At 62.2% G+C, this 25,694-nt stretch carries 21 protein-coding genes; 2 read left to right on the top strand and 19 right to left on the bottom strand.

Features of this window, described 5'->3' with window-relative positions:
- Positions 1-16: 16 nt before the first annotated feature.
- Positions 17-631: a MiaE family protein gene (locus tag J3364_RS05690; protein WP_349557431.1), complete on the bottom strand. Its 615-nt coding sequence runs from the start codon at positions 629-631 to the stop codon at positions 17-19.
- Positions 632-1,042: 411 nt separating this feature from the next.
- Between J3364_RS05690 and J3364_RS05685 the strand changes: the two genes are divergently transcribed.
- A complete protein-coding gene (locus J3364_RS05685) occupies positions 1,043-3,637 on the top strand; it encodes a bifunctional aconitate hydratase 2/2-methylisocitrate dehydratase (protein ID WP_349557430.1) in 2,595 nt (864 codons plus the stop codon).
- Positions 3,638-3,734: 97 nt separating this feature from the next.
- Positions 3,735-4,196 (top strand): YchJ family protein, encoded by a 462-nt coding sequence (locus tag J3364_RS05680; RefSeq protein WP_349557429.1) that lies wholly within the window; start codon positions 3,735-3,737, stop codon positions 4,194-4,196.
- Here the strand turns inward: J3364_RS05680 and thpD are convergent.
- From thpD to J3364_RS05590, 18 genes are all read right to left on the bottom strand, one after another.
- Positions 4,193-5,143 carry an ectoine hydroxylase gene (gene thpD / locus J3364_RS05675; protein WP_349557428.1) on the bottom strand — a complete coding sequence of 317 codons (951 nt, stop codon included), beginning with the start codon at positions 5,141-5,143 and terminating at the stop codon, positions 4,193-4,195. The genes J3364_RS05680 and thpD overlap by 4 nt on opposite strands.
- 219 nt (positions 5,144-5,362) lie before the next feature.
- The gene (nuoN, locus tag J3364_RS05670; RefSeq protein WP_407944039.1) at positions 5,363-6,802 is read right to left on the bottom strand and encodes an NADH-quinone oxidoreductase subunit NuoN; all 1,440 of its coding nucleotides are present in this window, start codon (positions 6,800-6,802) and stop codon (positions 5,363-5,365) included.
- Complete coding sequence (nuoM, locus tag J3364_RS05665) at positions 6,799-8,346, bottom strand: NADH-quinone oxidoreductase subunit M (protein WP_349557427.1); 1,548 nt, start codon at positions 8,344-8,346, stop codon at positions 6,799-6,801. Before nuoM ends, nuoN begins: the two co-directional genes overlap by 4 nt.
- Before the next feature lie 41 nt (positions 8,347-8,387).
- Complete coding sequence (nuoL, locus tag J3364_RS05660; RefSeq protein WP_349557468.1) at positions 8,388-10,244, bottom strand: NADH-quinone oxidoreductase subunit L; 1,857 nt, start codon at positions 10,242-10,244, stop codon at positions 8,388-8,390.
- A gap of 8 nt (positions 10,245-10,252) precedes the next feature.
- Positions 10,253-10,561, bottom strand: a complete 309-nt coding sequence (nuoK, locus tag J3364_RS05655) for an NADH-quinone oxidoreductase subunit NuoK (protein WP_349557426.1) — start codon at positions 10,559-10,561, stop codon at positions 10,253-10,255.
- Complete coding sequence (gene nuoJ / locus J3364_RS05650; RefSeq protein ID WP_349557425.1) at positions 10,561-11,085, bottom strand: NADH-quinone oxidoreductase subunit J; 525 nt, start codon at positions 11,083-11,085, stop codon at positions 10,561-10,563. The genes nuoK and nuoJ overlap by 1 nt, the downstream gene beginning before the upstream one ends.
- 35 nt (positions 11,086-11,120) lie before the next feature.
- Complete coding sequence (nuoI, locus tag J3364_RS05645; protein WP_123633341.1) at positions 11,121-11,660, bottom strand: NADH-quinone oxidoreductase subunit NuoI; 540 nt, start codon at positions 11,658-11,660, stop codon at positions 11,121-11,123.
- A gap of 14 nt (positions 11,661-11,674) precedes the next feature.
- Positions 11,675-12,655 (bottom strand): NADH-quinone oxidoreductase subunit NuoH, encoded by a 981-nt coding sequence (nuoH, locus tag J3364_RS05640; RefSeq protein ID WP_349557424.1) that lies wholly within the window; start codon positions 12,653-12,655, stop codon positions 11,675-11,677.
- Positions 12,652-15,417: an NADH-quinone oxidoreductase subunit NuoG gene (nuoG, locus tag J3364_RS05635; protein ID WP_349557423.1), complete on the bottom strand. Its 2,766-nt coding sequence runs from the start codon at positions 15,415-15,417 to the stop codon at positions 12,652-12,654. The genes nuoH and nuoG overlap by 4 nt, the downstream gene beginning before the upstream one ends.
- A 4-nt stretch (positions 15,418-15,421) precedes the next feature.
- Positions 15,422-16,792 carry an NADH-quinone oxidoreductase subunit NuoF gene (gene nuoF / locus J3364_RS05630; protein ID WP_349557422.1) on the bottom strand — a complete coding sequence of 457 codons (1,371 nt, stop codon included), beginning with the start codon at positions 16,790-16,792 and terminating at the stop codon, positions 15,422-15,424.
- Positions 16,789-17,289, bottom strand: coding sequence for an NADH-quinone oxidoreductase subunit NuoE (gene nuoE / locus J3364_RS05625; RefSeq protein WP_349557421.1), 501 nt, complete (start codon positions 17,287-17,289; stop codon positions 16,789-16,791). The genes nuoF and nuoE overlap by 4 nt, the downstream gene beginning before the upstream one ends.
- A gap of 20 nt (positions 17,290-17,309) precedes the next feature.
- Positions 17,310-19,094, bottom strand: a complete 1,785-nt coding sequence (nuoC, locus tag J3364_RS05620; RefSeq protein WP_349557420.1) for an NADH-quinone oxidoreductase subunit C/D — start codon at positions 19,092-19,094, stop codon at positions 17,310-17,312.
- Between the two features lie 42 nt (positions 19,095-19,136).
- On the bottom strand, positions 19,137-19,817 hold the full coding sequence (locus tag J3364_RS05615; RefSeq protein WP_349557419.1) for a NuoB/complex I 20 kDa subunit family protein: 681 nt from the start codon (positions 19,815-19,817) through the stop codon (positions 19,137-19,139).
- A gap of 50 nt (positions 19,818-19,867) precedes the next feature.
- Positions 19,868-20,272: an NADH-quinone oxidoreductase subunit A gene (ndhC, locus tag J3364_RS05610; RefSeq protein WP_349557418.1), complete on the bottom strand. Its 405-nt coding sequence runs from the start codon at positions 20,270-20,272 to the stop codon at positions 19,868-19,870.
- Between the two features lie 250 nt (positions 20,273-20,522).
- Positions 20,523-21,542 (bottom strand): zinc-dependent alcohol dehydrogenase family protein, encoded by a 1,020-nt coding sequence (locus tag J3364_RS05605; RefSeq protein ID WP_349557417.1) that lies wholly within the window; start codon positions 21,540-21,542, stop codon positions 20,523-20,525.
- Positions 21,542-22,288, bottom strand: a complete 747-nt coding sequence (locus tag J3364_RS05600; protein ID WP_349557416.1) for a sulfite exporter TauE/SafE family protein — start codon at positions 22,286-22,288, stop codon at positions 21,542-21,544. The genes J3364_RS05605 and J3364_RS05600 overlap by 1 nt, the downstream gene beginning before the upstream one ends.
- Positions 22,289-22,295: 7 nt before the next feature.
- A complete protein-coding gene (locus J3364_RS05595; protein ID WP_349557415.1) occupies positions 22,296-24,458 on the bottom strand; it encodes a TRAP transporter permease in 2,163 nt (720 codons plus the stop codon).
- 70 nt (positions 24,459-24,528) lie between these two features.
- On the bottom strand, positions 24,529-25,539 hold the full coding sequence (locus J3364_RS05590) for a TAXI family TRAP transporter solute-binding subunit (protein ID WP_349557414.1): 1,011 nt from the start codon (positions 25,537-25,539) through the stop codon (positions 24,529-24,531).
- Positions 25,540-25,694 lie beyond the last annotated feature (155 nt).

Here is a 25,694-nt window from a genome sequence, read left to right as displayed (position 1 = left end):
TACGGTTCACTGCAGGCTATAGAGGAGACGTTACCGGCCCGCTGTGGAAGCGGAATTCGCTGTCCGGTTGCTCTATCAACGCCTTCTCTATATTGAGGAAGGTCTCCACACGATCGCTGATGGATGCCCCGGCCGCCTTCTCTGCCAGCGTCAGATAATCCTTGTAATGCCGCGCTTCGGACTTGAGCAGACTGGTGTAGAAGTCTGCCAGCGCTTCATCCAGGTGCGGCGCCAGCGCTGCAAACCGTTCGCAGGACCGGGCCTCAATAATGGCGCCAACAATCAGGACATCGACCAGCCTTCCCGGATCATCGCTACGGACTTCCTTGCGCAGTTCGGCCGCGTAACGAGCCGGCGTCAGGTGATCGTAGGTCACGCCCCGTTTTTTCATGATCGAGAGCACCTGCTCGAAGTGGCGCAGCTCTTCTCGGGCCAAACGCGACATCTTGTGCAGCAGGTCGGGGTTGTCCACATAGCGATACATCAGGCTGAGCGCCGTCGACGCCGCCTTTTTTTCGCAGTGGGCGTGGTCAATCAGCAAAACTTCCTGATTTTCCAGCGCATTCCCGATCCATGCATCCGGGGTGCGACAGGGAAGGAAGGCGTGAATATCGTCTAGAGCGGATTGCATAATTCCATTATCTGGCTGTGTTCGCGGCGCATTATACACAAGCCCATGTAGGCGTATGACAAACTCACCCACATGAGTCCATCTTAACTTTGTCAGTGATTTCCGATAGAATTCCGTGCCTGTTACCGGAGTCCTGTGGGGCTAGCTCATTCATCCGTTGCCTCTCGCGGGTTGCCCTGACCCAATGATCGGCACGCCCTGAAACGAGTGAATTAGCCGGACGGGACACTGCCTGGACATCAGAGTCGATGCCCGGGTCACCAATAACCCCCTGCAATTCAACAGGAGCCACTGAATAAGTAACTTGCCCTTCCCCGCCCTCGTCGCGCTCCGTCTGGAAGGAACCGTAATCTATTTATTCAGTGCCTCCTTTGTACACAGCAGGGTCTCCAAACTGATGAGGGTCTTACCGTGTTAGAAGAGTATCGTAAACACGTTGAAGAACGCGCGGCACTGGGCATTCCTCCCAAGCCCCTGAACGCCGAGCAAACGGCTGCACTGGTTGAGCTGCTGAAGAACCCGCCGGCCGGTGAAGAAGAGGAACTGGTTTACCTGCTGGAAAACCGCATTCCGCCGGGCGTTGACGAAGCCGCCTATGTCAAGGCCGCTTTCCTGACCGCCATCGTCAAGGACGAAGCGTCCTCTCCCCTGATCGACAAGAACAAGGCCGTCGAGCTGCTGGGCATGATGCAGGGTGGCTACAACATCGCCACGCTGGTCGAGCTGCTGGATAACGCGGAACTGGCCGAACTGGCCGGCAAGCAGCTGAAGAAAACCCTGCTGATGTTTGACGCCTTCAACGACGTCAAGGAAAAGATGGACGCCGGCAACGCCGTTGCCAAGTCCGTCATCGAATCCTGGGCCAACGCTGAGTGGTTCACCAACAAGAAGAAGGTTCCCGAGAGCACCAAGATGGTGGTCTTCAAGGTCACCGGTGAAACCAACACCGACGACCTGTCCCCGGCTCCGGATGCCTGGTCCCGCCCGGATATCCCGTTGCACGCCCGCGCCATGTACAAGATGGAGCGCGATGGCCTGAAGCCGGAAGAGCCCGGCGTGACCGGCCCGATCAAGCAGATCGAGGAGATCCAGTCCAAGGGTCTGCCGGTTGCCTTCGTGGGTGACGTTGTGGGTACCGGTTCTTCCCGTAAATCCGGCACCAACTCCGTGCTGTGGTACTTCGGCGAAGACATCCCGGGTGTGCCGAACAAGCGCGCCGGCGGTGTCTGTATCGGTAACAAGGTGGCTCCGATCTTCTTCAACACCATGGAAGACGCGGGCGCCCTGGTATTCGAGGCTCCGGTCGACAACATGAACATGGGCGACGTCATCGACATTCGCCCGTACGAAGGCAAGATCCTGAACGAGGCTGGTGAGACCATCTCCGAGTTCGGCTTCAAGTCCGAAGTGATCCTGGACGAAGTTCAGGCCGGCGGCCGTATTCCGCTGATCATCGGTCGTGGCCTGACCAACAAGGCCCGCGAAGCACTGGGTCTGGGCGCAACCGACGTGTTCCGCCTGCCGAAAGATCCGGAAGCCGGCACCAAGGGTTTCACCCTGGCCCAGAAGATGGTCGGCAAGGCCTGCGGCCTGGAAGAAGGCAAAGGCGTCCGTCCGGGCACCTACTGCGAGCCGGAAATGACCACCGTCGGTTCCCAGGACACCACCGGCCCGATGACCCGGGACGAGCTGAAAGACCTGGCCTGCCTGGGCTTCCAGTCTGACCTCGTCATGCAGTCCTTCTGTCACACCGCGGCTTATCCGAAGCCGGTCGACGTGGAAATGCAGCACACCATGCCGGACTTCATCCAGACCCGTGGCGGTGTCGCCCTGCGTCCGGGTGACGGCATCATCCACTCCTGGCTGAACCGCATGCTGCTGCCGGACACCGTCGGCACCGGTGGTGACTCCCACACCCGTTTCCCGATGGGCATCTCCTTCCCGGCCGGTTCTGGTCTGGTGGCGTTTGCCGCGGCGACCGGTGTGATGCCGCTGGATATGCCGGAATCCGTTCTGGTGCGCTTCAAGGGCGACATGCAGCCGGGTATCACCCTGCGTGACCTGGTCCACGCGATTCCGCTGTACGGCATCAAGCAAGGCATGCTGACCGTTGAGAAGAAGGGCAAGATCAACGAATTCTCAGGTCGCATCCTGGAAATCGAAGGTCTGGAACACCTGACCGTCGAGCAGGCGTTCGAGCTGTCCGACGCCTCTGCCGAGCGTTCTGCGGCCGGTTGTACCATCAACCTGTCCGAAGATTCCGTGGCCGAGTACCTGCGTTCCAACATCGTGATGCTGCGCTGGATGATTGCCGAAGGTTATGGCGATCCTCGCACCCTGGAGCGTCGCGCCCAGAAGATGGAAGAGTGGCTGGCCAACCCGAGCCTGATGCGTGCCGACAAGGACGCCGAGTACTCTCACGTCATCGAGATCGACCTGGCCGACATCAAGGAGCCGATCGTTTGCTGCCCGAACGACCCGGACGATGCCAAGTTCCTGTCCGAAGTCGCCGGCGACAAGGTGGACGAAGTGTTCATCGGCTCCTGCATGACCAACATCGGTCACTTCCGGGCCGCCGGTAAGCTGCTGGAGCAACACAAGGGCGCCCTGAGCACCCGTCTGTGGATGTCTCCGCCGACCAAGATGGACCAGGAGCAGCTGATGGAGGAAGGCTACTTCAACACCTACGGCACCGCCGGTGTACGCACCGAGATGCCGGGCTGCTCCCTGTGCATGGGTAACCAGGCACGGGTGGCGCCGAAGTCCACGGTCCTGTCCACCTCCACCCGTAACTTCCCGAACCGTCTCGGTGATGGTGCCAACGTGTACCTGACCTCTGCCGAGCTGGCCGCGGTCGGTGCGGTACTGGGCAAACTCCCGTCTCCGGCGGAGTACATGGAGTACGCCAAGGACCTGAACAGCATGTCGAAAGAGATCTATCGCTATCTCAACTTCGACCAGATGGAGAACTACACCAAGAAGGCCTCAGAAGCCACTGTGGCCTGAGCCTTCGGGTAGACTCCCATTGGGCCTAGCCCGAAAAAACGCCAGCTCCCTGAGCTGGCGTTTTTTTTCGTTTCCAGTGTCATCGGGAGAATTCGATATGGATCAGGACGAAACCTGTCCTTGCGGAAGCGGCATCACCTATGGCGACTGTTGCGGACCACTTCATGCGGGTGCACCGGCTGCTTCCCCGGAAGCGCTCATGCGGTCCCGGTTCAGTGCTTTTGTCCTGAAGGACGCGCCCTACCTTCTCAAGTCCTGGTACCCGGAAACGCGGCCAAAAGACCTGGATCTGTCGGACGCGCCGGACTGGACCGGCCTGCAGATTTTCAGCAGCGACCAGTCCGGTCACCAGGGCTCCGTGCATTTCCGAGCGGTCTTCCGGGAACGGGGCCAGTGGGGCTACCTCGAAGAGACGTCCACGTTCTACCAGCAGGATGCTCACTGGTTCTATCACAGTGGCAAACCGGAACAGGGACTCCTCAAGCCCGGGCGTAACGACCGCTGCCCCTGCGGGAGCGGCCGTAAATTCAAGGCATGCTGTCTGAACCGAACGAATTAGTGCAATGGACTGACGCCCTGGTTGGCCAGTTCCGGAAACTCGTCATACATGGTCAGACTTTCGCACTGCTCCCTGGCGGCCAGGAATTCCGGGCGTGCCCGCGGTGCAGCATAGGGCTCACCCAGCGTGTTTTCGACGCTGTTGTAAACGAAGAACAGGTTCGAACGCGGCCAGGGAGACATGTTCTCGTTGGACGCGTGCAGCGTGTTGCACTCAAACAGAAGCAACGAACCGGCCGGTCCCTTCGGCGCCTGGATACCGCCCTGGTCCGCGAGCTTGGCCAGGGAGTCCCGATCCGGCACGCCAAGGCGCTGCGCTTTCAGCGAGTCCGTCCAATTCATGTCGGGCGTCTCCCCGACGCAGGGCACGAACCAGCGGTGAGAACCGGGGATCAGCATCAGCGGACCATTGAACTCGTTGTTGTCCGTCAGCATCAGGGAGGCACTGACAGCCCGCATTCTCGGCATGCCGTCCTCGGCGTGCCAGGTCTCGAAATCCGAGTGCCAATCGAACCCACTGCCCTGGAAACCGAACTTGTCGTTGATCCGGGACTGGTGGATATAGACCTCGCTGCCCAGCAACTGGCGCACCATACCGAGAATGCGCGGATCGCGAGTCAGGCGGTCAAAATGATCAGAAAGCTGATGCATACCGAACACGGAGCGGATGTCTCCCGAGTTGGGATCGGTGATGACCTGTTCCGACTTCATCAGCTCCTTGTCCTTGGCCATAGCCTTCAGCTCATCGAAAAACGGCGTCATCTGTTCCTGGGAGAAAAAGCCGCTGAACCAGAGGAACCCGTCGCGCTCATAGCGCGACAGCGCCACCTCGTCCAACGGACCTTCCCAGCGCCACTGGTTGCGCGCGTGCACAATGGGGTCCGTGCGAACGAACGGTGCTTTCTTTTCTTTCAGGCGTGAAGGAAACGGATCTTTTGAGTTTGTCATAGCGGATTAACCTCGATTTTCCTGCTTGGCAGGGAAATGTCAGCCGATCCGGAAGGACATCAGGTAAACCACAACCCGTAATGCAAAATCAGGCAGATACCCGACGGTATCCGGAGCATTGTCGGCTCTGCGTATGGGGGCCTTCGGCCCGATACCACCAGACTTGAGGACATCGGTTGAGAACATCAAGGATCGCCAGAGTTGACACACCGCCAACCCTCAGGCGAGGGACAGCAATGACATCCAGTGCACCACAGGTGCCGGATAAACGCCCATCAGGATCATCAGCACCGCCAGCAGCAAGACCACCAGGCCTCCGGCCCGGAGCCCCCAGTCATTGGGTGCATCCCGCCGCTGCATACCGGGCTCCATCAGGTAGAGGGTGATGGTGACCCGCAGGTAGTAATAAAGGCCGATGGCACTGCCCAGCACGATGCCGGCCACCAGCCACCAGCGTTGCGCTTCCACGCCCAGTGCGATGATGTAGAACTTGCCGATGAAACCGGCGGTAAACGGGATGCCTGCCAGTGAGAGCATGGCGACCGTTAGCACCGCCGCCAGATAAGGCCGGCGCCAGAACAGGCCGCGATAGTGATGCAGTGCCGACGCATCGTCGCCGCCGTAGGGACTCGACAGCAGGGTCACGACCCCGAAGGCCCCCAGTGTGGTGACCAGATAAGTGATCAGATAAATGCCGCCGGTTTCCACCGCCAGCTTGTCCGCCACCACGATTGCTACCAGCAGATAACCGAAGTGAGCGATGGAGGAATACCCCAGCAGGCGTTTGATGTTGGCCTGGAGCAGCGCCAGCACATTGCCGGCCAGCATGGTCAGTAACGCCAGGCCCGCCAACAGCGTCTGGGCCTGCGCGCCATGAAACGCCGGGATCGCTTCGACGATCCGCAACAGGACGATAAACGCCGCCACCTTGCTGGCCGTGGCCAGGAACGTCACCGCCGGCCCCGGTCCGCCCTGATAGACGTCCGGCGTCCAGAGATGGAACGGAATGATCGACAACTTGAAACACAGGCCCACCAGCACCAGCCCGACGCCCGCGAGTGCCCAGGGCCCGACACCACCACTCATCCCTTCGACCAGGCCCGGAATATCCAGATGCCCCGTCTGCGCATACAGCAGTGCCATCCCGAACAACAGGAAGGCGGTGGCGGTGGCCGACAACACCAGGTACTTGATCCCGGCTTCCAGAGAATTACGGTCGCGGAAGGTATACGCCAGCATCCCGTAGAGCGGCATGGACAGCAGTTCCAGGCCGAAAAACAGCGTGGCGAGATGGTCCGCGGCGGTCAGCACCATGCCGCCGGCAGCGGCACACAGCAGCAACAGGTAGAACTCTTCCCGGGCACCCGGATAGCCGTCCAGATAGGCGTGACTGAAGGTGGCACAGGCCAGTGACGACACCAGTACCATGCCCATCCCCAGTATCGTCACGCCGTCAAAAACCAGCATGGGCGTGCGCACGGTTCCCAGCTCTCCGAACAGGAACAGCGACAGCAACGCGATATTCAACCCGACGGCCGAGACCAGGACCGTCACCGCGTGCTGGCGACGCCAGGCAATGCCGAGCATCACGGTGATCGCCGTGGCGCACACCAGGATGACGGGGGTCAATGCCATCATGTCGGTCTTTGTCAGCATCAGCGCGCCTCCGCCAGGGATTGAATGGCCGCGCCCACGGCGCCAGAGGTAAACAGCTGGTGAACTTCATTGGTCACGGCCAGCGTCGTATCCACCAGCAGCTGCGGGTAAAACCCGAAGAAAAGCACCAGGGCCACCAGACTCAGCATCATGGAGTATTCCCGCCAGTCGAGCCCGGAGAAGTGCACTTCCCCCTGTGGCGGCCCGAAGTGGACGCGCTGCATGATCAGCAATGAGTAGAGCACCGCCAGCACCATGCTGATACTGGCCAGCACGGTCACGATCGGAGCCACCGGGAAGGTGCCGAAAAGCACCAGGAATTCACCAATGAAATTGGCCGTGCCCGGCATGCCCAGCGAGGCAGCCACAAAGCAGAGCGTAAACACCGGCAGTTTGTCGATGCGCCCCCAAAGGCCGCCCATCAGTCGCAAATCGCGGGTGTGCACCCGCTCATAGAGCTGACCACTGAGAATGAACAGGCCAGCGGCCGAGAACGCATGGGCGACCATCAACACGATCACCCCTTGCAGGGCAATGGATGTCCCGGCATAAATGCCGATCAGAACGAACCCCATGTGGGAGATGCTGGTGTAGGCAATCAACCGTTTGACGTCCTGCTGACCGGCCGCCAGCAGCGCCCCATAGAAGATACCGATCACCCCGAGTGCCATCGCCACCGGGGCGAACGCCTGTGAGGCCTCCGGGAACAGAGGCAGGCAGAAGCGCAGCATCCCGTAGGCCGCCGTCTTCAGTAGAATCCCCGCCAGATCCACGCTGCCCGCCGTCGGCGCCTGGGCGTGGGCGTCCGGCAACCAGCCGTGCAGCGGCACCACCGGCAGCTTCACCGCAAACGCGATAAAGAAACCCAGCATCAGCCAGTAGGCAAACGTCTCGGACATCGGCGTGCCCAGCAACTCCAGATAGCTGAAGGTGTAGACGCCGCTGCTGGCGTGATGGGCAAACACCAACGCCAGGATAGCCACCAGCATCAATAACCCGCTGGCCTGGGTGTAGATGAAGAACTTGGTTGCCGTCCGGATCCGCGTCTTGCCGGCGGAGCCGCTGTGCCCCCACAGTGCGATCAGGAAGTACATGGGGACCAGCATCATTTCCCAGAAACAGAAGAACAGGAACAGGTCGATGGACAGGAAAACGCCCACCACCCCGCCGAGGATAAAGAGCAGGTTCAGATGGAAAAAACCGACCCGGTTGGAGATCTCCTTCCAGGAGCAGATCACCGCTAACGCCCCCAGCAAACCGGTCAGCGCAATCAGGATGAGTGACAGGCCGTCCATCGCCAGGTGAATATCGATGCCGAAGCGCGGTATCCACGGCACATGCCACTCAATTGCCCAGCGCACGGCCTCGGGGCTGCCCGTCTTGGGCAGTTGGTAATCGCCCTGCCACCAGAGGACCAACGTGGTGATCAGCACCAACAGCATGGTGGCCAACGCAATCCAGCGTGGCACCTTGTCGCCCCAGCGCTCGGCACGCCAGCAGAACAGCCCCCCGATAAACGGGATCAGTATCAGCCAGACGAGAATCATAGTGCCTTGTGCTCCTGCATCAGTGTCATCCCTTCAGCCATTCAGTACCCCATCGCCAGCGCCAGCAGCACCAGAGCGGCTCCGAGCACCATGGAGGTGGCGTAGGTCCGCAGCCGGCCGGTCTGGGTTCTGACCAGCACCGCATTACAAACCCGCACCAGCGCAGCCAGGATCATGAAAAGCGCGTCGATCAGGTCGCCTCGCAGCCATCGCACCAGGACCTTATAAGGGCGGACCAACAACCGGTCGAAAAGCGCATCGAATCCCCAGGCGTTGTGCCAGAGGTGCCACAACCAGGCCCCCGGGCCGCGGGCGACGACCCGACCCAGCCATGCCCGCCGGAACAGGAAGAGCCATCCGGCGATCAATACCCCACCAATCGCCGTGGCGGAGGCCATCAGCTCCAGTGCCGTATGCCCGGACTCGGTGGCTTCCCCCGGTCCCGCCGGCAAGACGTCCGAAAGCGGCGGCGTGATCCCCGCCCCGATAAAGGTCGACAGCACCATCAACACGATCAGCGGCAGGCCATGCTGGATGCCCTTGCCCGGATCCGCATGCCGGGCCTTGTCGCTGCCCGGTTCGCCGTGGAAGGTTCCGATGATCAGGCGCAGGGTGTAGAACGACGTCAGCAGTGCACCCACCAGTCCGGCCGCCAGCAAGCCACTTTGCTTCGCCGCAAAGGCCTCCCAGAGGATCTCATCCTTGCTGTAGAAACCGGCGGTCACCAGGGGCAGCGCGGCCAGGGCCGCCCCGCCGATCACGAACCCGGCATAGGCCAGCGGCAGCTTGCGCCACAGCCCGCCCAGCCGGGCCATCTCCTGCTCGTGATGACAACTGATGATCACCGCACCGGCCGACAGGAACAGCAGCGCCTTGAAGAAGGCATGGATCATCAGGTGGAAAATGGCAGCACTGTAGGCGCCCACGCCCAGCGCCAGGAACATGTAGCCAATCTGGCTCATGGTGGAGTAAGCCAGAATGCGCTTGATGTCGGTCTGGGCGAGCGCCGCGAAACCCGCGATCAGCAACGTCAGCGCGCCGATCAGCCCGACGATGTACTGCGCCGTCGGCGCCAGGTCATAAAGGCCGTGCATCCGGGCAATCAGGTAGACCCCGGCGGTGACCATAGTGGCCGCGTGGATCAGCGCCGAGACCGGCGTGGGGCCCGCCATGGCGTCGGCCAGCCAAGTGTGCAACGGCAGTTGGGCGGACTTGCCGAGGGCACCGCCCAACAACAGCAAGGCCGCCGCCTCGACGACCGGATTGCCCTTCTGCCAGAGTGCCGGCGCCTTATCGAGAATCGTGGCGATGTCCAGCGTGCCCAGCTCCGTGAACAGCAGGAACAGGCCGATGGCGAGGAAGATGTCCCCGATCCGGGTCACGACGAAAGCCTTGAACGCCGCCATGCCGTTCTCGGTATGCTCGTAGTAGTAGCCAATCAGCAGGTAGCTGCACAAGCCCACGCCTTCCCAGCCCAGGAACAGCAGCAACAGGTTGTCCCCCAGCACCAGCAGCACCATGCTGAAGACAAACAGGTTCATGTAGGCGAAAAAGCGGGTGATGCCCTCCTCGCCGCGCATGTACCAGGCTGCGAACAGATGGATCAGGAAGCCGACGCCGGTGATCACGCCCAGCATGGTGATCGAGAGGCCGTCCAGCATCAGGCCGATGGTGGGTCGGAAGTTGTCTATAGCGACCCAGGTCCACAGCGTCAGTCGCTGGGGCGTCTGGTCGCCGGACATGAAATCGATGACGATGAACACGGTCACCAGGGCCGCGAGGCCAACACTGGTGTAACCCACCGCCGCGCTGGCCCGCTCGCCCAGATGGCGATAGCCCAGCGCCAGGATCAGGCAGCCGGCCAGGGGAAACAGGAATGTCAGGGGCAACAGGGTCAGGGCCATTGTCATCCTCGCATCCCGCTGGCTTTATCGGTGTCGAGCGTCTTGAAGCGATGGTAGAGCTGGATCAATAACGCCAGCGCCACACTGGCTTCCGCCGCGGCCAGGGTAATCACCAGCAGGAACATGGCCTGCCCTTCCGGCTGCCCCCAGGCCGTGCCCGCAACGATAAACGCCAAACCGGCGGCGTTGAGCATCACCTCCAGACTCATCAACACGAAGACCATGTTGCGACGGAACATCAATCCCGCCAGGCCCAGCACAAACAGCACCGCCGCCAGGGCCAGCCCGTGTTCCATGGGAATGCCGTTCATCAATTCCCTCCCTTTTTCTCGTCCCGGCGGTCACGCGGCAGCCGGCCTACGTGCGATGCGGTCACCAGCCCCGCCAGCAGCAACATTGCCGCCAGCTCCACCACCAGCAGCCATGGCCCGAACAGGGTGCGGCCCACGGCTTTGGCGGTCAGCATGTCGCCGCTGATCATCCGCCCGCCATCGCCGGCCGACAGGGTGACCAGCAATGTGCCCAACAGGACCAGCGACAGGATCGCCGGCAGGAGCCAGGTCCGCGCCTGCAGCCACAGCCGTTCCTGCTCCGCCGCGCCCTGCCCCAGGTTCAGGATCATCACCACGAACACGAACAGCACCATGATCGCCCCGGCATAGACGATGATTTCCAGGGCCCCGGCAAAAGGTGCGCCCAGCGCAAAGAACACGATGGCCACGGCAATCAGCGAGACAATCAGGTTCAGCAACGAATGCACGGCATTGGTGCCGGTAATCACCCCCAGCGTGGCGATCACCGCCACCAGTCCGCCGAGATAAAAGGCCAACTCCATAATTCCGTCCTCTGGCTGGCGCGCTGCCCGGAGATTCAGGGCAACAGCGTCTTCACGTCGATCGGTTCGTCTTCGTTCTGGGCCTTGCCCTTGTCCTTGCCGGCGATAGACAGACCCGCCACCTTGTAGAAGTGGTAGTCGTGATCCTTGCCGGGCCCGCTGATCAGCAGGTCTTCCTTCTCGTAGACCAGTTCCTGACGCTCGTACTCGGCCATCTCGAAATCCGGCGTGAGCTGGATCGCCGATGTCGGGCAGGCCTCCTCACACATGCCGCAGAAGATGCAGCGGGAAAAGTTGATGCGGAAAAATTCCGGGTACCAGCGGCCGTCGTCCTTCTCACCTTTCTGCAGCGAGATACAGTCCACCGGGCAGGCCACAGCGCACAGGTTGCAGGCCACGCAGCGCTCCTCGCCGTCCGGGTCCCGGGTCAGTACGATACGCCCCCGGTACCGCGGCGGCAGCGGTACCGGCTCTTCCGGATAGTTCAGGGTTTCGCGCTTACGAAACGAGTGCATGAAGACAATGCCGATGGTCCGCAGCTGGGACCAGGTACCGGTGAACAGCCATTTCAGCATGTCGAACCTCCTTCTCAGCCCGGTGCGTCCAACAGGATCACCGCACCGGTGACCAAGAGATTGATCAGTGTCAGCGGCAGGCAGACCTTCCAGCCAAAGCTCATGACCCGGTCATACCGGGGCCGTGGCAGAGAGGCCCGCAATAGTACGAACAGCATCAGGAAAAACGCGGTCTTGAGTGCAAACCAGACGATCGGCGGCAGCCAGGGGCCCTGCCAGCCGCCAAAGAACAGCGTCACGATCAACGCCGATACCAGCACCATGCCGACGTATTCGCCGATGAAGAACATACCGAACTTCATGCTGGAGAATTCGATGTGGTAACCGTCCGCCAGCTCCTGCTCGGCTTCCGGCTGGTCGAAGGGATGACGGTGCGTCACCGCAATACCGGCGATCAGGAACGTACAGAAGCCGAAGAACTGCGGCACGATGAACCACAGCCCTTCCTGGGCCTGGACGATTTCCCGCATGTTGAACGACCCGGTGATGCCCACCACGCCCATCAACGCCAGCCCCATGAACACTTCATAGGACAGGGTCTGGGCCGACGCCCGCATCGCGCCCAGCAGGGCGTACTTGTTGCCGCTCGCCCAGCCGCCGAACAGCACCGCGTAGACGTTGATACCGGCCATGGCGAAGAAGAACAGCAGCCCGATGTTCAGGTCGGCAATGCCCCAACCCGGTGTGATCGGGATAATCATGAACGACAGCAACAGCGACGCCATGGCAATCGCCGGCGCCAGCATGAACAACTTGCGGTCGGCAAACGGCGGGATCCAGTCCTCCTTGAAGAAGATCTTGATCATGTCCGCGATCAGCTGCAGCGAGCCAAAGGGCCCGACTCGGTTTGGCCCATAACGATCCTGCCAGAGCCCCAGCAAGCGGCGCTCCACCACCGTCATCACCGCGCCGAGCAGGACGGCGGCCAGCAGGATGACGATCGCCTGGAACATGGCATACAGGATGTCGATCACCTGGGGTGTCAGCCAGCTCATGGGCGCACCTCGCCAGTCGAACCTGTGTCACCCCGGGGCGTGTCACCGCTGGCCGCCAGGCTTACCGGCACGCCGCTTCGCAGGGCCGCGTCCACACCGGCCGGAATGAACAGCAGGCCGGACGGACAGCCCGCCTCCGTGCGCACCGGAAATACCCACTGCCCGTCATCGGTGATCACCCGGACACCGCCGCCATCGGCAATATTCAGTGCACCGGCATCCTCCGGCGACAGCACCGCCACGGCCTGACCGGCGCGCGCCTGGATGGGCTCGGCGCGCGCCGAGGTTTCCTCGCCACCAAACAACCGCGACAGGATCACCAACCGCCATTCATCGTCCGAACGCCGATAGGCCTGCGGGATGTTGCTGGAATAGACGTAGCGGCCGGCTACCGGTTCCAGCAGCCGTATGCCGGGATCGCCGGCCCGCAGGTGACCACCCACCTCATCGGTGAACTTGTTCCAGGCCTGGGGCGAATTCCAGCCGGGCGCCCAGGCGAAGGCGACGGACTGACGCGGACGGTCAAAGCCGTTATAGCCCTCCATGGAAAAGGCAAACGGCGTATCCGGATCCTGCGGCGTGCGCGGCTCGGACACGTTGATGTTGGCGCGCATCGCCGTGCGGCCGCTGTAACGATGAGGCTCGCGGGCCAGCTTCACACCCTGCACCCGGTAATCGGCACCCGGTGCAGCCCCCACCATGCCGGCCAGGGCCGGATGTCGCCACGCGCAGTCCCGGGTCACTTGATCCAGGGTGATGTCCGAAATCGACTCACGACGCCGACCGGCAGCCAGTGCGTGCAACCAGCGCCAACTCTCGCGGATGCGGGTCTCCGGGCGGATATAGCCCGGGTCGTAGACCTGGAAGAAGCGCTGCGCCCGCCCTTCCAGACTGACCAAGGTCCCGTCGGCTTCTGCAAAACTGGCCGCCGGCAAAGCCAACGTAGCGCGCTCCAATGTCGGGGTTCGCTGATGGTCCAGCACCACCACGGTTCTGGCCCGGGATAGCGCGTGCTGGACCCGCCTGGCCGGCAGCCGTTCGTACAGGTCATTCTCAAGGATCACCAATGCGTCGGCCTGCTCCGCCTCCAACTGCTCAAGCGCCCATTCCAGGGTCTGCCCCCCCATCATCTGAAGGCCGGTGCTGTTGGCCTCACGCCGGACCAGTGTCAGACCGCCCATACGTGCCCGACGCGACAGGGCCCGGGCAATATTGCCTGCGGCGTCCAGAATGGCGGTGGAATTCAGGGAACCGCCGCTGACCACCAGCGGCCGGGTTGCCGCCAGCAGGGCGTCGGCCATGCGATTCGCCGCTTCCGCGAGCGGGGCCTCCAGCCCGGGAACCTCCGGTGCCGAGGCGTCGATCCGGTGCGCGACCGCGTGACCCAAACGCGCGATATCGTCTGGGGCCAGTCGCAGACTGTTCTCCGCAATGCCATCCAGCCCGGTGGCCACGGGATAAGCGACAAAAAGCGGATAGCGACTGTCCTGCCCCAGCGTTTTCACCGCTTCGGCGTTCCAGGTGGGGATGCCACGATCTTCCGCCAGCGCCTCGCGACGCCCCAGGACAGCCTGGCGCACCGATAATCCCAGGCGCGCCGCACTCTGGATCAGGTCTTCCCCCAGCACCAGGACGGCGTCGTGTTCTTCTATGTCCCGCAGGTTCGGCGTCGGCAGGCCGCAGGTGCGGTTCAGGTCCGCCATCAGCTCGAGGCAGGCCAGTTCTTCGGCGGCAATCCCGGTGGAGAAATGGCCCTCGCCTACCAGATCCCGCAGTTGGTGGTTGCTCTCCAGGCTGGCGCGGGGCGAGCCGATGCCGATAACCCGATACGCGTCCCTGAGCGCATCGCTGCCCCGATCGAGCGCTGCGTTCACATCCAGCGTGACCGGATCGGCTTCCGGCTCCGCCCGCCACTCAGGCTGGGTCGGCCGGTCCTTGCGATTGACATAGCCGTAGCCAAAGCGACCGCGATCGCACAGGAAGAAGCGGTTCACCTCACCGTGGTAGCGATTTTCGATGCGACGGATCTCGCCGTAGCGCTCACCCGGACTGATGTTGCAGCCCACCGCGCACTGGTGGCAGATGCCCGGTGCAAACTGCAGGTCCCATTTTCGGGTGTAGCGGTCGCTGTGGGTCTGGTCGGTAAACACGCCGGTGGGACAGACTTCCGTCAGATTGCCGGAAAACTCGCTTTCCAGAGTGCCTTCCTGGTAGCGACCGAAGTAGATGTTATTATTGGCGCCGAATGCGCCCAGATCGGTACCGCCCGCATAATCATCGTAGAACCGCACGCAGCGATAGCAGGTGATACAGCGGTTCATTTCGTGGGCGATGAACGGACCCAGGTACTGGTTACGGTGGGTCCGCTTGCGGAAGCGATAGCGACGCCGGTCGTGGCCGGTCATCACCGTCATGTCCTGCAGGTGGCAATGGCCGCCCTCTTCGCAGACCGGGCAATCGTGAGGGTGGTTGATCATCAGCCACTCGACAACGCTGGCGCGGAATTCGCGAGCTTCCTCGTCATCGATCGAGATGCGCGCGTCGTCCTGAACCGGCGCCATGCAGGACATCACCAGCATGCCCTTGTCATCATCCGCGTCTTTGTATTGCTTCACCGCGCACTGGCGGCAAGCCCCGACACTGCCCATGGCCGGGTGCCAGCAGAAATAGGGAATATCGAGGCCTAGCGACAGGCAGGCGTGCAGCAGGTTGTCGGCCCCATCGACGCTGTAGGAACGGCCATCCACGTGGATCGTTGCCATGGCGCTACACCTCCCCGACCGGAATCGGATCGGCATGGGCCGGCCCGGTCTCGTGGCGCACACCCCGCTCGAACTCGTCACGGAAATACTGCAACGCACTGGACAGCGGCATGGCGGCGCCCGGTGCGTGGGCGCAGAAGGTTCGACCGGGGCCCAGGTCGGTGGCGAGCTTGTCCAGCATCTCGATGTCCCCCTGCACGCCTTCGCCCCGCTCCAGTGCCTGCAGTATCTTCACCGTCCACGGCAGGCCATCCCGGCATGGCGTACACCAGCCGCAGGATTCCCGCGCGAAAAACGCCTCCAGATTGCGCATCAGGGAGACGATGCTTTGCTGGTCGGTGACCACCGTCAGCAGGCCCGTACCCATGCGACTGCCCGCCTTGCCGATGGAATCGAAATCCAGCGGCAGCTCCAGGTGTTCCGGCAGCAGGAAGCCGGTACTGCCCCCACCGGGCAGCCAGGCCTTGAGCTGCTCACCGTCCCGGATTCCGCCGGCCCGGTCGAGTAACTCGGTGCCGGATGTCCCAATGGGCAGCTCCCAGAGACCGGTTCGTTTGGCTCGACCTGAGACACCGTAGAGCTTGGTGCCCCCGTCATTACTGAGTTGGCCGGACAGCCCCTGGTACCACTCCGCACCGTGGCGCAGCACGGCGGGCACGTTGCACAGCGTCTCGACGTTGTTCACCACCGTGGGCTTGCCCCAGGCGCCGGACTGCCCCGGGAACGGGGGCTTGGCGCGAGGATTGGCCCGTTGGCCCTCCAGCGAGTTGATCAGCGCGGTTTCCTCGCCGCAGATGTAGCGCCCGGCGCCGGTGTGCAGCGCAATGTCGAAATCAAAGCCGCTGCCGGCAATATCGGCACCCAGCCAACCCGCCTCACGGGCTTCTTTCAGGGCATGGTTGATGTGATTCGCCGCCTCGATGTATTCCCCGCGCAGGAAGATGTAGCCGTAACGGGCATTGTTGGCGTAGGCGGCGAGGATCATGCCCTCGATCAGCAGGTGTGGCGTCTGCTCCATCAGCAGGCGATCCTTAAAGGTGCCCGGTTCCATCTCGTCGGCGTTGCAGACGATGTACCCCCGTGGCATCCCGTCGCCCTGCAGGGTCAGGCTCCATTTCACGCCGGCGGAGAACCCCGCGCCGCCCCGACCGCGCACGTTGGCCGTCTTCATGGCATCAATGACCTGCGCGCCCGTCTGCTCGTTGAGCGTGTGACGCACGGCGGCGTAACCAGCCTTGTCTTCGTATTCCTTCAGGAAGACCGGCGTGCCGTCTTCGTGCAGTCGCCAGGTCAGCGGATGGGTCTCTTCGCGACGCTCGTCGGCGTCCTGGCGAAGCTGGCAGCGGTAGCGCAGGCGTGACAAGGCCTCCGTCATGCGTAGCCCTCCAACAAGGTGTCCAAATCGTCCGGATGAACCGGCCCGAAGGTGTCGTCGTCGATCATCACCGCCGGTCCCCGATCACAGGCGCCCAGGCAGCACACGGGCAGCAGAGTGAACCGGCCATCCGACGTGGTCTGACCAAAACCGATGCCGAGCTTGTCGGTGAAGGCGTCGCGCAGCACCTCGTAGTCCGTCAGGAAACAGGAACTGCTGTCGCACACCAGAATCACGTGGCGCCCTACCGGTTGCCGGAAGATCAGGCTGTAGAAGGTGGCCACGCCCTCGACGCTGGCGGGACTGATTCCCAACAGCTCGGCGATCACGGCAATAGCGCCATCCGGCACCCAGCCATGGCGGCGCTGTACGATCTTCAGGGCCTCGATGCAGGCCGCCTGGGGCTGCTCGTAGTGATCCCGCTCATGCAGGATGGCCTCGCGATCCGCCGCTTCGATGATAAAGCCGTCGCTGGCAATCGTTTGTACTGTCTCCATGGGCCGGTTCTCCGCCTCTCTCATCGGTCCACGTCCGCCATGACAAAGTCGATGCTGCCCAGGTGGGCAATCAGGTCCGGCACAAAACCCTGGCGCATGAGGGCCGGAATCTGTTGCAGGTGCGGGAAGCTCGGTGTGCGGATACGCGTGCGATAACTGGTGGTGTTGCCGTCGCTGGTCAGGTAGTAGCTGTTGATGCCCTTGGTCGCCTCCACCATCTGGCAGGATTCGTTGGCCTTGAGTACCGGACCCCAGGACACCTGCAGGAAATGGGTGATCAGCGTTTCGATGTGCTGCAGCATTTTCTCCCGGGGCGGCGGTGTGGTCAGCGGATGGTCCGCCTTGTAGTCGCCCGGCGGCATGTTGTCGACGCACTGTTGGATGATGCGCACGCTCTGGCGCATCTCCTCGATGCGCAACTGGCCCCGGTCGAACACATCGCCGCGGGTGCCCAGCGGCACCTCGAAATCAAACTGGTCGTAGCCGGAATACGGCCGCTGCTTGCGCAGGTCGAAGTTGCAGCCCGTTGCCCGCAGGTTGGGTCCGGTCACGCCCCATTCCAGGGCTTCTCCGGTACTGAAGGCCGCAATATCCCGGGTGCGCTCGCGGACAATGGCGTTCTCCATCATGGCCCGCTGGTATTCCCGCAGACGCTTGGGCATCCAGTCGAGGAATTCCTGCACCAGCGCCTGCCAGCCTTTGGGCAAGTCCTGTGAGACCCCACCAATGCGGTACCAGGCCGGATGCATGCGAAAGCCGGTAATGCCCTCGATCACTTTGTAGGCCCGCTGCCGATCACTGAACGTGAAGAAGACCGGCGTCATGGCGCCCAGGTCCTGCAGGTAGGTGCCCAGAAACAGCAGGTGACTGGTGATGCGGAACATTTCCGCCATCATCACCCGGATCACCTTCACCCGGTCCGGCACGTCGATCCCGGCCAGCTTTTCCACCGCCAGCACATACGGCAGGTTATTCATGACGCCGCCGGTGTAGTCGACCCGATCGGTGTAGGGAATGAAGCTGTGCCAGGACTGGCGCTCGGCCATTTTCTCGGCACCGCGGTGGTGGTAGCCGATGTCCGGCACGCAGTCGACGATCTCCTCGCCATCCAGTTGCAGGACGATACGGAACGCGCCATGAGCTGACGGGTGGTTTGGCCCCAGGTTGAGGAACATGAATTCGCTGCCGGACCGCTCGCGCTGCATGCCCCAGGCTTCGGGGTCAAACTGCAGCGCCTTCTGCTCCGTGTCCTGCCCTTCGACGGTGAGGGTATACGGATCGAATTCGGTGGCCCGGGCGGGATAGTCCTTACGCAGTGGGTGACCCGTCCAGGTCGGCGGCATCAGGATGCGGACCAGCCGTGGGTGGCCGTCGAAGTCGATCCCGAACATGTCCCAGACTTCGCGCTCGTACCAGTTGGCGTTGCGAAATACGGACACGCAGCTGGGCAGTGACAGATCACCCTCGTCGATGGCGACCTTGAGCATCAGATCCCGGTTCCGGTCGATCGACACCAGATGATAGAACACCGTGAAGTCGGCCGGCGGCAACCCCACCCGCTGGCTGCGCAGGCGTTCGTCGATAGCCGAGAGGTCGAACAGCATGGTAAAGCCTTCCGGCATGCCCTTGAGGAACGCCAGGGCATCCAGCAACCGCTCCCGGGGCAACCACACCACGGGCATACCGGTGAGAGTCGCCTGCTCGACCATCACCTGTGCCCCCAGATGTTTGCCCAGGGCTTCCAGGACCGGGTCCTGCACCGAACGGTTGTGCGCTTCGCCCTGCGTTGGGCTGGCCACGCTCATCGACATACGCCTCCTTGGGGAGGAAGTTGGATTTCCGGGCCCCTACAGGCTGCCGGGACTGCGCAATTCGGTCGCCTGGATCCGGCGATCGCGATGCTTCTCCCGCTGGGATGGCATCTTCGCCCGATAGACCCCCTGGTCACCGACCACCCAGGACAGGGGCCGGCGTTCTTCCTGAATCGAGTCCTGCAGTAACTGCAATCCCTGCAGGAAGGCTTCAGGCCGTGGCGGGCAGCCCGGCACATAGACATCCACCGGCAGGAACTTGTCGACGCCCTGAACGACGGAATAAATGTCGTACATGCCGCCTGAGTTGGCGCAGGACCCCATGGAGATCACCCACTTGGGCTCCAGCATCTGGTCGTAGAGCTGCTGGATCACCGGCGCCATCTTGATGAAGCAGGTCCCGGCGATCACCATGAAATCCGCCTGGCGCGGCGACGCCCGGATCACTTCGGACCCGAAACGGGCAATGTCATGAGGTGATGTGAAGGCCGTGGTCATTTCCACGTAGCAGCAGGACAGGCCGAAGTTGTAGGGCCAGAGGGAATTCTTGCGCCCCCAGTTGACAACCGAGTTGAGCACGTCATCCAGCTTGCCGGTAAAGACGTTGCGCTCGAGTTGCTGTTTGACCGGGTCATCCACCTGGCGACGCTCCCCCAGGGGATAGCGGTCTGTTGCGGCCGCGGCTTCGTCGTCAGCCCGTGTCAGCGTATAGGTCATGCCCGCTCTCTCCTTTCCGATGGCTTCGGAAGTTCAGAAATCCGGATCGCTCAGCGTTCTTTGGGAACCCGGCGCCGGGGCGCCCAGTCCAGTGCGCCGACGCGGCTGTCGTACAACAGGCCCGCCAGCAGTACGAAGATGAAGATGGCCGCGCCCCAGAAACCGACCCAGCCGACTTCCCGGATGGAGACCGCCCATGCAAACAGGAAAACGGCCTCAATATCAAAGATCACGAAAAGCATGGCCACCAGGTAGAATTTGACGGAAAACCGCTGGCGCGCCGATCCGGCACCGATAATGCCGGATTCGAATGGAAGGGATTTACTGCGTCCACGACTGCGGCCGCCCAGCAACGCCGAGGCGATTATCATGAAGGCACACAGGCCGAACACAGCCAGGATGAAAAGACCAATGCCCCAGTATTCGGCGATTATTGCAGGCGTACTCTGCTCCATAATCTCCACCGGTCAGTCTGGATTCATACACCACCCCGCAGCGCTCAATGAAAGCGGCAAAACGTTCAGAGGGTGAAGCACGACGTGGATAGCCGACTGAATTTTCGGCTGTTATGTACTCAGACTAGCAGTCTGTCTGCCGCCTTGCGAATCCAGAAAAGTGATACGAGCAAAGCGACTTGATCCGGGGGATGCGTCGCCCTCCCCCGGCGGAACGGACCGGATTCGCGAAAGATTCTGGTCAGCGCCCTCAGGCCGTTCGAAGCAGCAGGATCTTTCCGGTCGCCTCCCCCGCTTCCAGCTTGCGATGAGCCTCGCCAACCTCGCTAAAGGTAAAGCGCTGCGGATCGAGCAGCGGCCGCACCGCGTTCTTCCGGATCAGATCGCTCATGGCCGCCGCCATGCGGGGCTGATCGTCCATTCCAATACCGTGCAGCAACGGAATCGACCGGAACACCACATGCAGACTCAGGCTCTTGGCGTGCAGCTGCGACAGATCGTGGGTCGACCGGGTGTTGATGGACGTCAATCGCCTGGCGATGCCGGTCGCCTCGATGGAGCGGTCCAGGTTCTCGCCACCGACGGTATCGAAGACCAGGTCAAAGCCCTTGCCGCCAGTCAGCCGCTGGACGTAGTCGGCCACGGGCTCATCCCGATAGAAGATAATGTCGTCCGCCCCCAGTTTCCGCGCCAGGTCCGCCTTCTCCTGCGTGGAGACCGTCGTCGCCACCCGCGCCCCGAGATACTTGGCGATCTGGATGGCCACATGACCGACACCACCGGTACCGGCGTGGATCAAGACATGCTCGCCGGATTGAAGGCCCGAGCGATCGGACAGCGCGCTCCAGGCGGTGAGGAACACCAGCGGTAAGGCGGCACACTCCTCCAGCGGCAGCGCCATGTCCGACGTCCGCTTGGCCAGCACCCGCTCGTCGGCAATCATGTAGTCCGCCAACGCGCCCTGCCAGCCCTTGACGCCGCCCGCGCAACCGAAGACCTCGTCACCAACTGCAAACCGGGTGACGCCGGCCCCCACCTTGTCCACCACCCCGGCCACATCGCCATTGAGGATCGCCGGCATGGCCGGGCCCGATTTCACGAAGCCGGAGCGGATCTTGGTTTCGATGGGATTGAGGCTCGAGGCCACCACACGGATGCGGACCTGATTGGGCCCCGGTTCGGGGGTGTCGACATCCCGCTCGACAAAAACGTCCGGGCCGCCAAATTCTTCAATCACCATCGCTTTCACGTTCAGTACTCCTCGATCCATCAATACACAATCAACCGAACCAGAATCGCCGCCACCATCAGCAACGTCAACCACTTGACCCACTGGGCGCCGCGAGGCCCCATATTGACCCGCACCGCGATCTGGGCGCCGGTCACGTTTCCCAGAGCCAGCAGGAGCCCGGTCTCCCAGCGCACCTGCCCGCTCCAGGCAAATACCAACAAGGCCGGCAGTGTATACAACAGCACGATCGCCACCTTGATGACGTTGACCTGCCGCAGATCGATTTTCAGCATCCGATATAGCACCACGATGAACAGCGCGCCCACGCCCACCTGGATGAAACCGCCGTACAGCCCGATCAGGAACATGGCGGCGTAGACCACCGGCGTGAGACGTTCCGGGGTCAACGGACGGGTATCCAGCCTGGGCTGCGGCAACAGCATGAACACGGATGCCCCGATCATCGCCGCCACCAACACCGCCTCGAACACGGCATCGGACACACCGGTCGCCAGCCAGGCACCCAGTAACGACCCGATGATGGCCGGCACCGCCAGCCGCAGACTCACCGCCCAGTTGCCTTGCCCGCTGCGCCGGAATCCCCGCACCGCCGACACGCTCTGCAGGGTGATGGCCACCCGATTGGTGCCATTGGCTACCTGCGGCGGCAGCCCAAGGAACATCAGCAGTGGCAGGGTCAGCATCGAGCCGCCGGCCGAGAGGACGTTGATAAAGCCGGCCACGCCGCCCAGCAGCACCAGGGCAGTAATGTCAGGCAGAGTCATGGCGCCATCAGGCCCCGACGGCCACAGCCGGGGTGCCGCGCCCCTTGCGGCCACTCCACACCAGCAACACCAGGAAGATCACCAGGCCAGAGGTGTCGAGTATCAGGCTGTCGTGGGGCCAGAGCATCAGGCCGCCAATGGGAAACATCAACAGCCGCAACCACCAACTGAGCCGGTGCTCCAGAAAGCCTTCCAGACCGGCGATGATGGCGTAAATCCCGAACAGACCGAACAGGAACACCCGCAGCATCTCCCAGATATCGCCGGAAATCAGCGGCGAATAGGCGAACAGCAGCGGCACGATGTAAAGCCCCTTGGCGATTTTCCAGGCCGTAAAGCCAGTGCGCATCTGGGAGGTGCCCGCAATGGCGGCCGCCGCGAACGCGGTCAGGCAGACCGGCGGCGTGACGTTGGAATCCTGCGACAGCCAGAAAATGATCATGTGGGCCGAGACCAGGGCCATGGTGGTCGCATGCGGGGACAGCGCCTGCTCCATCAGTTGGGAGCTGAAGGTGTCCGGCACGGCTTCCAGCATCTGCTTCGCCGTCGCCATGTCCATGGGTGCATTGAGCAGGTTGAACTGGTCCGGCGTGGCCAGCATGAAGATCGACCGGGCCTGCTCGGGCAGATTGCCGCTGACCATGAGATCCAGCAGTTGGCTCTGGGCGATCAGCCCGTAGATCGCCGGCGCCGAGAGGGTTGCCAGCACGATGTAGGCGGCGGTTACCGGTAACCCCATCCCAAGGATCAGCGAGGCCAGTGCCACCAGGATCAGGGTGATCAGCAGGCTGCCACCGGCCCAGTTGGTGATCATCAGCGAGAACGTATTGCCGATGCCGGTGGTGGAGACCACGTTCACGATCAGACCGACGGTAATCAGCAGAATGGCCGTGGTCACGATGTTCCGCGAGCCCTGGGCCATGGCGTCGAGGATATCCCGGGGCATCATCGGCTTCTTCGACAGCCAGGAGGCCGCAATCACCGACAGGATCGCGATGCCGGCCGCATAGGTGGGGGTAAAGCCATAAACCAGTGCCGCCACCAGGACTACCAGCGGCAGCAGATAGTGCCACCCGTCCTTCATGACCTCTTTGAGCGTCGGCAGGTCATCGTCTTGCTCCAGCTTGACCGCGTGACTGCGCTTCGCTTCCACCCGCACGAACATCGCAACGGACAGGAAGTACATGAAAGCCGGCAGGGCCGCCACCGCCACAATCGTCAGGTAGGACACTTGCGTGTAGGAGGCCATGATAAACGCGCCCGCCCCCATCACCGGTGGCATCAATTGCCCGCCGGTGGAGGCTGCGGCTTCGACCCCGGCGGCAAACCGCGCCGGGAAGCCGGCCTTGCGCATCAGTGGAATGGTAATCACGCCGGTGGAGACGGTGTTGGCCACGCTGGAACCGGATACCGAGCCCATCAGACCAGAGGCAAAAACCGCCACAAAGCCCGGCCCACCAATAAAACGCCCGGCGGCACAACGGGCCAGCTCGACAATGAAATCGCCGGCGCCGGACTTCACCAGAAAGGCGCCGAACAGGATGAACATGAACACGTAGGTCCAGGAAATCCGGGCAATGGAGCCCAGCATGCCCTGCCCGCCCATGTAGGAGCGAAACAGCACCGTTTCCCAACTCAGACCCGGGAAGTTGAAAATACCGCCCACGTACTGCCCCCACCAGGCCACGTATGACAAGGCAATCACGCACAGCGTGGGAATGAACCAGCCGGTGGTACGCCGGGCAAACTCCAGGATCAACAGCACGGCGGCGATCGACACGACCCAGTCGGCTGTCGAAAAAGTCACACCCCGGGCGTACAAGGCATCTTCAAAGCCAATCAGGTAGAGCGCACAGCCCATGGCCGCCAGACCCAGCACGACGTCCACGGCAAAGACCAGCCGCTGGGTACCGGGGTTGCTGGCCTTCACCATGGGAATAGTCAGGGCGCACAGCAGACCGAACATGCCGAAATGCAGCGCCGAGGTCCAGAGTTCCGACAGAGTTGAGAAGGTATTGAAATACAGGTGGGAAACGGCGATCACAATCGCCAGCACAAACACGGTGCGGCCTATCAGCGGGTTGCTCAGCCGTTCGCTGGCCTCCGCGGCCTCTTCGTCGCGAATGTGGTCCAGAGAGCCTGTCTCTGGCTGCTTGTCATCGTTACTCACATGGACTCCCAACAGCAACGACGGGGGCGAGATTCGCCCCCGAGTTCAAAACCGCTTCTGGAAGCGTCCCTTACTTGGCGATCAGACGATCCGGAATTTCCAGTCCCTGCTCCTTGTAAAAGCGCGCAGCACCCGGGTGCAGTGGCATCGGCAGTCCCGCAATGGCTTTTTGCAGCGCCATCGCCTTGGTGGCCGGGTGGATATTATTCAGGAACGGCAGGTTGGCGTAGATCGTTTTGGTGATCTGGTAGACGTCCTCTTCGGACACATCCGCCCGCACTGCCAGGATATTGGGCTGTGCGATGGTATGGATCGGCTTGGACTGATTGGGATAGGTGTCCGCCTTGATCACGTACGGCGACCACAGCTCGAATTCCTTGTTGATCCGCACCAGCTGGTCTTCGTTGACGTCCAGCGTGGTGATATCGTCGCCGATGTTGGCGTAGGCCCGGGTCACCGCGGACGCCGGCACGCCGGCCGGAATATTCATGCCATCGATATTGCCGTTCTGCAGCGCGTCGGCGCTTGGACCGTAACCGAGGTAGGCCAGGTCCATTTTCTTCACATCGATGCCCAACGCGCCGAGGATGTACCGGCCGGAACCTTCCGTACCGGAATTGCGGGCGCCGATGGAAAAGGTTTCGCCGTATAAATTCTTCATGTCATCGATCGTGCCGGTCTTGGCCAGTTCGCTGCGAACCACGAAGTGCTCCACGTTCTGCCACAGCATGGAGACCGAGCGCAGGTTCTTATAGGCCTTGGGGACCGGACCAGTTCCCTTCCAGGCCCAGGCGCCATAGAGCCCTTGAAGGATGCCGAATTGGGCCTGGTTCTCGTCCATCAGCTTGAGGTTTTCGCCGGAGCCGGCCGAGCTGATGGCGGAAAGCGAAATCCCCGTCTTGGGCTCCAGCTTGACCTTGACCAGGGTGGACAGGGCCACGCCAACCGGATAGTAGGTGCCACCGGTGGTCGCGGTGCCCATGACGTAGTGGCCACCTTCAGCCTGGGCGGTGGCGGTAAAGCCCAGGGACAGTGCCGCGACGGCCCCTGCAATGGTTTTCAGAAACTGACGCTTAACCATGTTGTGCTCTCCCTTTTATTGGTGTTGTCTAAAACGCACATGTGGCATTGAGAATAGCCTCGAACCCGGGGCTGTGCCATTCCCCGCGCTACGACATAAGTCGGTGTCGACACTCAGGTTTTGCGCACAAAAAAGGGGCGCCCTCAGGCACCCCT

The organism is Marinobacter sp. NFXS9, assembly GCF_040148665.1.
GTDB classification, from domain to species: domain Bacteria; phylum Pseudomonadota; class Gammaproteobacteria; order Pseudomonadales; family Oleiphilaceae; genus Marinobacter_A; species Marinobacter_A mangrovi.
The sequence above is the reverse complement of the archived record's forward strand: the minus strand, read 5'-3'. Positions and strand labels throughout refer to the sequence as shown.

Bases quoted from the DNA above. Each gene is read 5' to 3' on its own strand.
- J3364_RS05690 (WP_349557431.1), bottom strand. From the start codon at position 631: ATGCAATCCGCTCTAGACGATATTCACGCCTTCCTTCCCTGTCGCACC.
- J3364_RS05680 (WP_349557429.1), top strand. From the start codon at position 3,735: ATGGATCAGGACGAAACCTGTCCTTGCGGAAGCGGCATCACCTATGGC.
- thpD (WP_349557428.1), bottom strand. From the start codon at position 5,143: ATGACAAACTCAAAAGATCCGTTTCCTTCACGCCTGAAAGAAAAGAAA.
- nuoM (WP_349557427.1), bottom strand. From the start codon at position 8,346: ATGATTCTCGTCTGGCTGATACTGATCCCGTTTATCGGGGGGCTGTTC.
- nuoK (WP_349557426.1), bottom strand. From the start codon at position 10,561: ATGAACGGCATTCCCATGGAACACGGGCTGGCCCTGGCGGCGGTGCTG.
- nuoJ (WP_349557425.1), bottom strand. From the start codon at position 11,085: ATGGAGTTGGCCTTTTATCTCGGCGGACTGGTGGCGGTGATCGCCACG.
- nuoI (WP_123633341.1), bottom strand. From the start codon at position 11,660: ATGCTGAAATGGCTGTTCACCGGTACCTGGTCCCAGCTGCGGACCATC.
- nuoH (WP_349557424.1), bottom strand. From the start codon at position 12,655: ATGAGCTGGCTGACACCCCAGGTGATCGACATCCTGTATGCCATGTTC.
- nuoG (WP_349557423.1), bottom strand. From the start codon at position 15,417: ATGGCAACGATCCACGTGGATGGCCGTTCCTACAGCGTCGATGGGGCC.
- nuoF (WP_349557422.1), bottom strand. From the start codon at position 16,792: ATGACGGAGGCCTTGTCACGCCTGCGCTACCGCTGCCAGCTTCGCCAG.
- nuoE (WP_349557421.1), bottom strand. From the start codon at position 17,289: ATGGAGACAGTACAAACGATTGCCAGCGACGGCTTTATCATCGAAGCG.
- nuoC (WP_349557420.1), bottom strand. From the start codon at position 19,094: ATGAGCGTGGCCAGCCCAACGCAGGGCGAAGCGCACAACCGTTCGGTG.
- J3364_RS05615 (WP_349557419.1), bottom strand. From the start codon at position 19,817: ATGACCTATACGCTGACACGGGCTGACGACGAAGCCGCGGCCGCAACA.
- ndhC (WP_349557418.1), bottom strand. From the start codon at position 20,272: ATGGAGCAGAGTACGCCTGCAATAATCGCCGAATACTGGGGCATTGGT.
- J3364_RS05605 (WP_349557417.1), bottom strand. From the start codon at position 21,542: ATGGATCGAGGAGTACTGAACGTGAAAGCGATGGTGATTGAAGAATTT.
- J3364_RS05600 (WP_349557416.1), bottom strand. From the start codon at position 22,288: ATGACTCTGCCTGACATTACTGCCCTGGTGCTGCTGGGCGGCGTGGCC.
- J3364_RS05590 (WP_349557414.1), bottom strand. From the start codon at position 25,539: ATGGTTAAGCGTCAGTTTCTGAAAACCATTGCAGGGGCCGTCGCGGCA.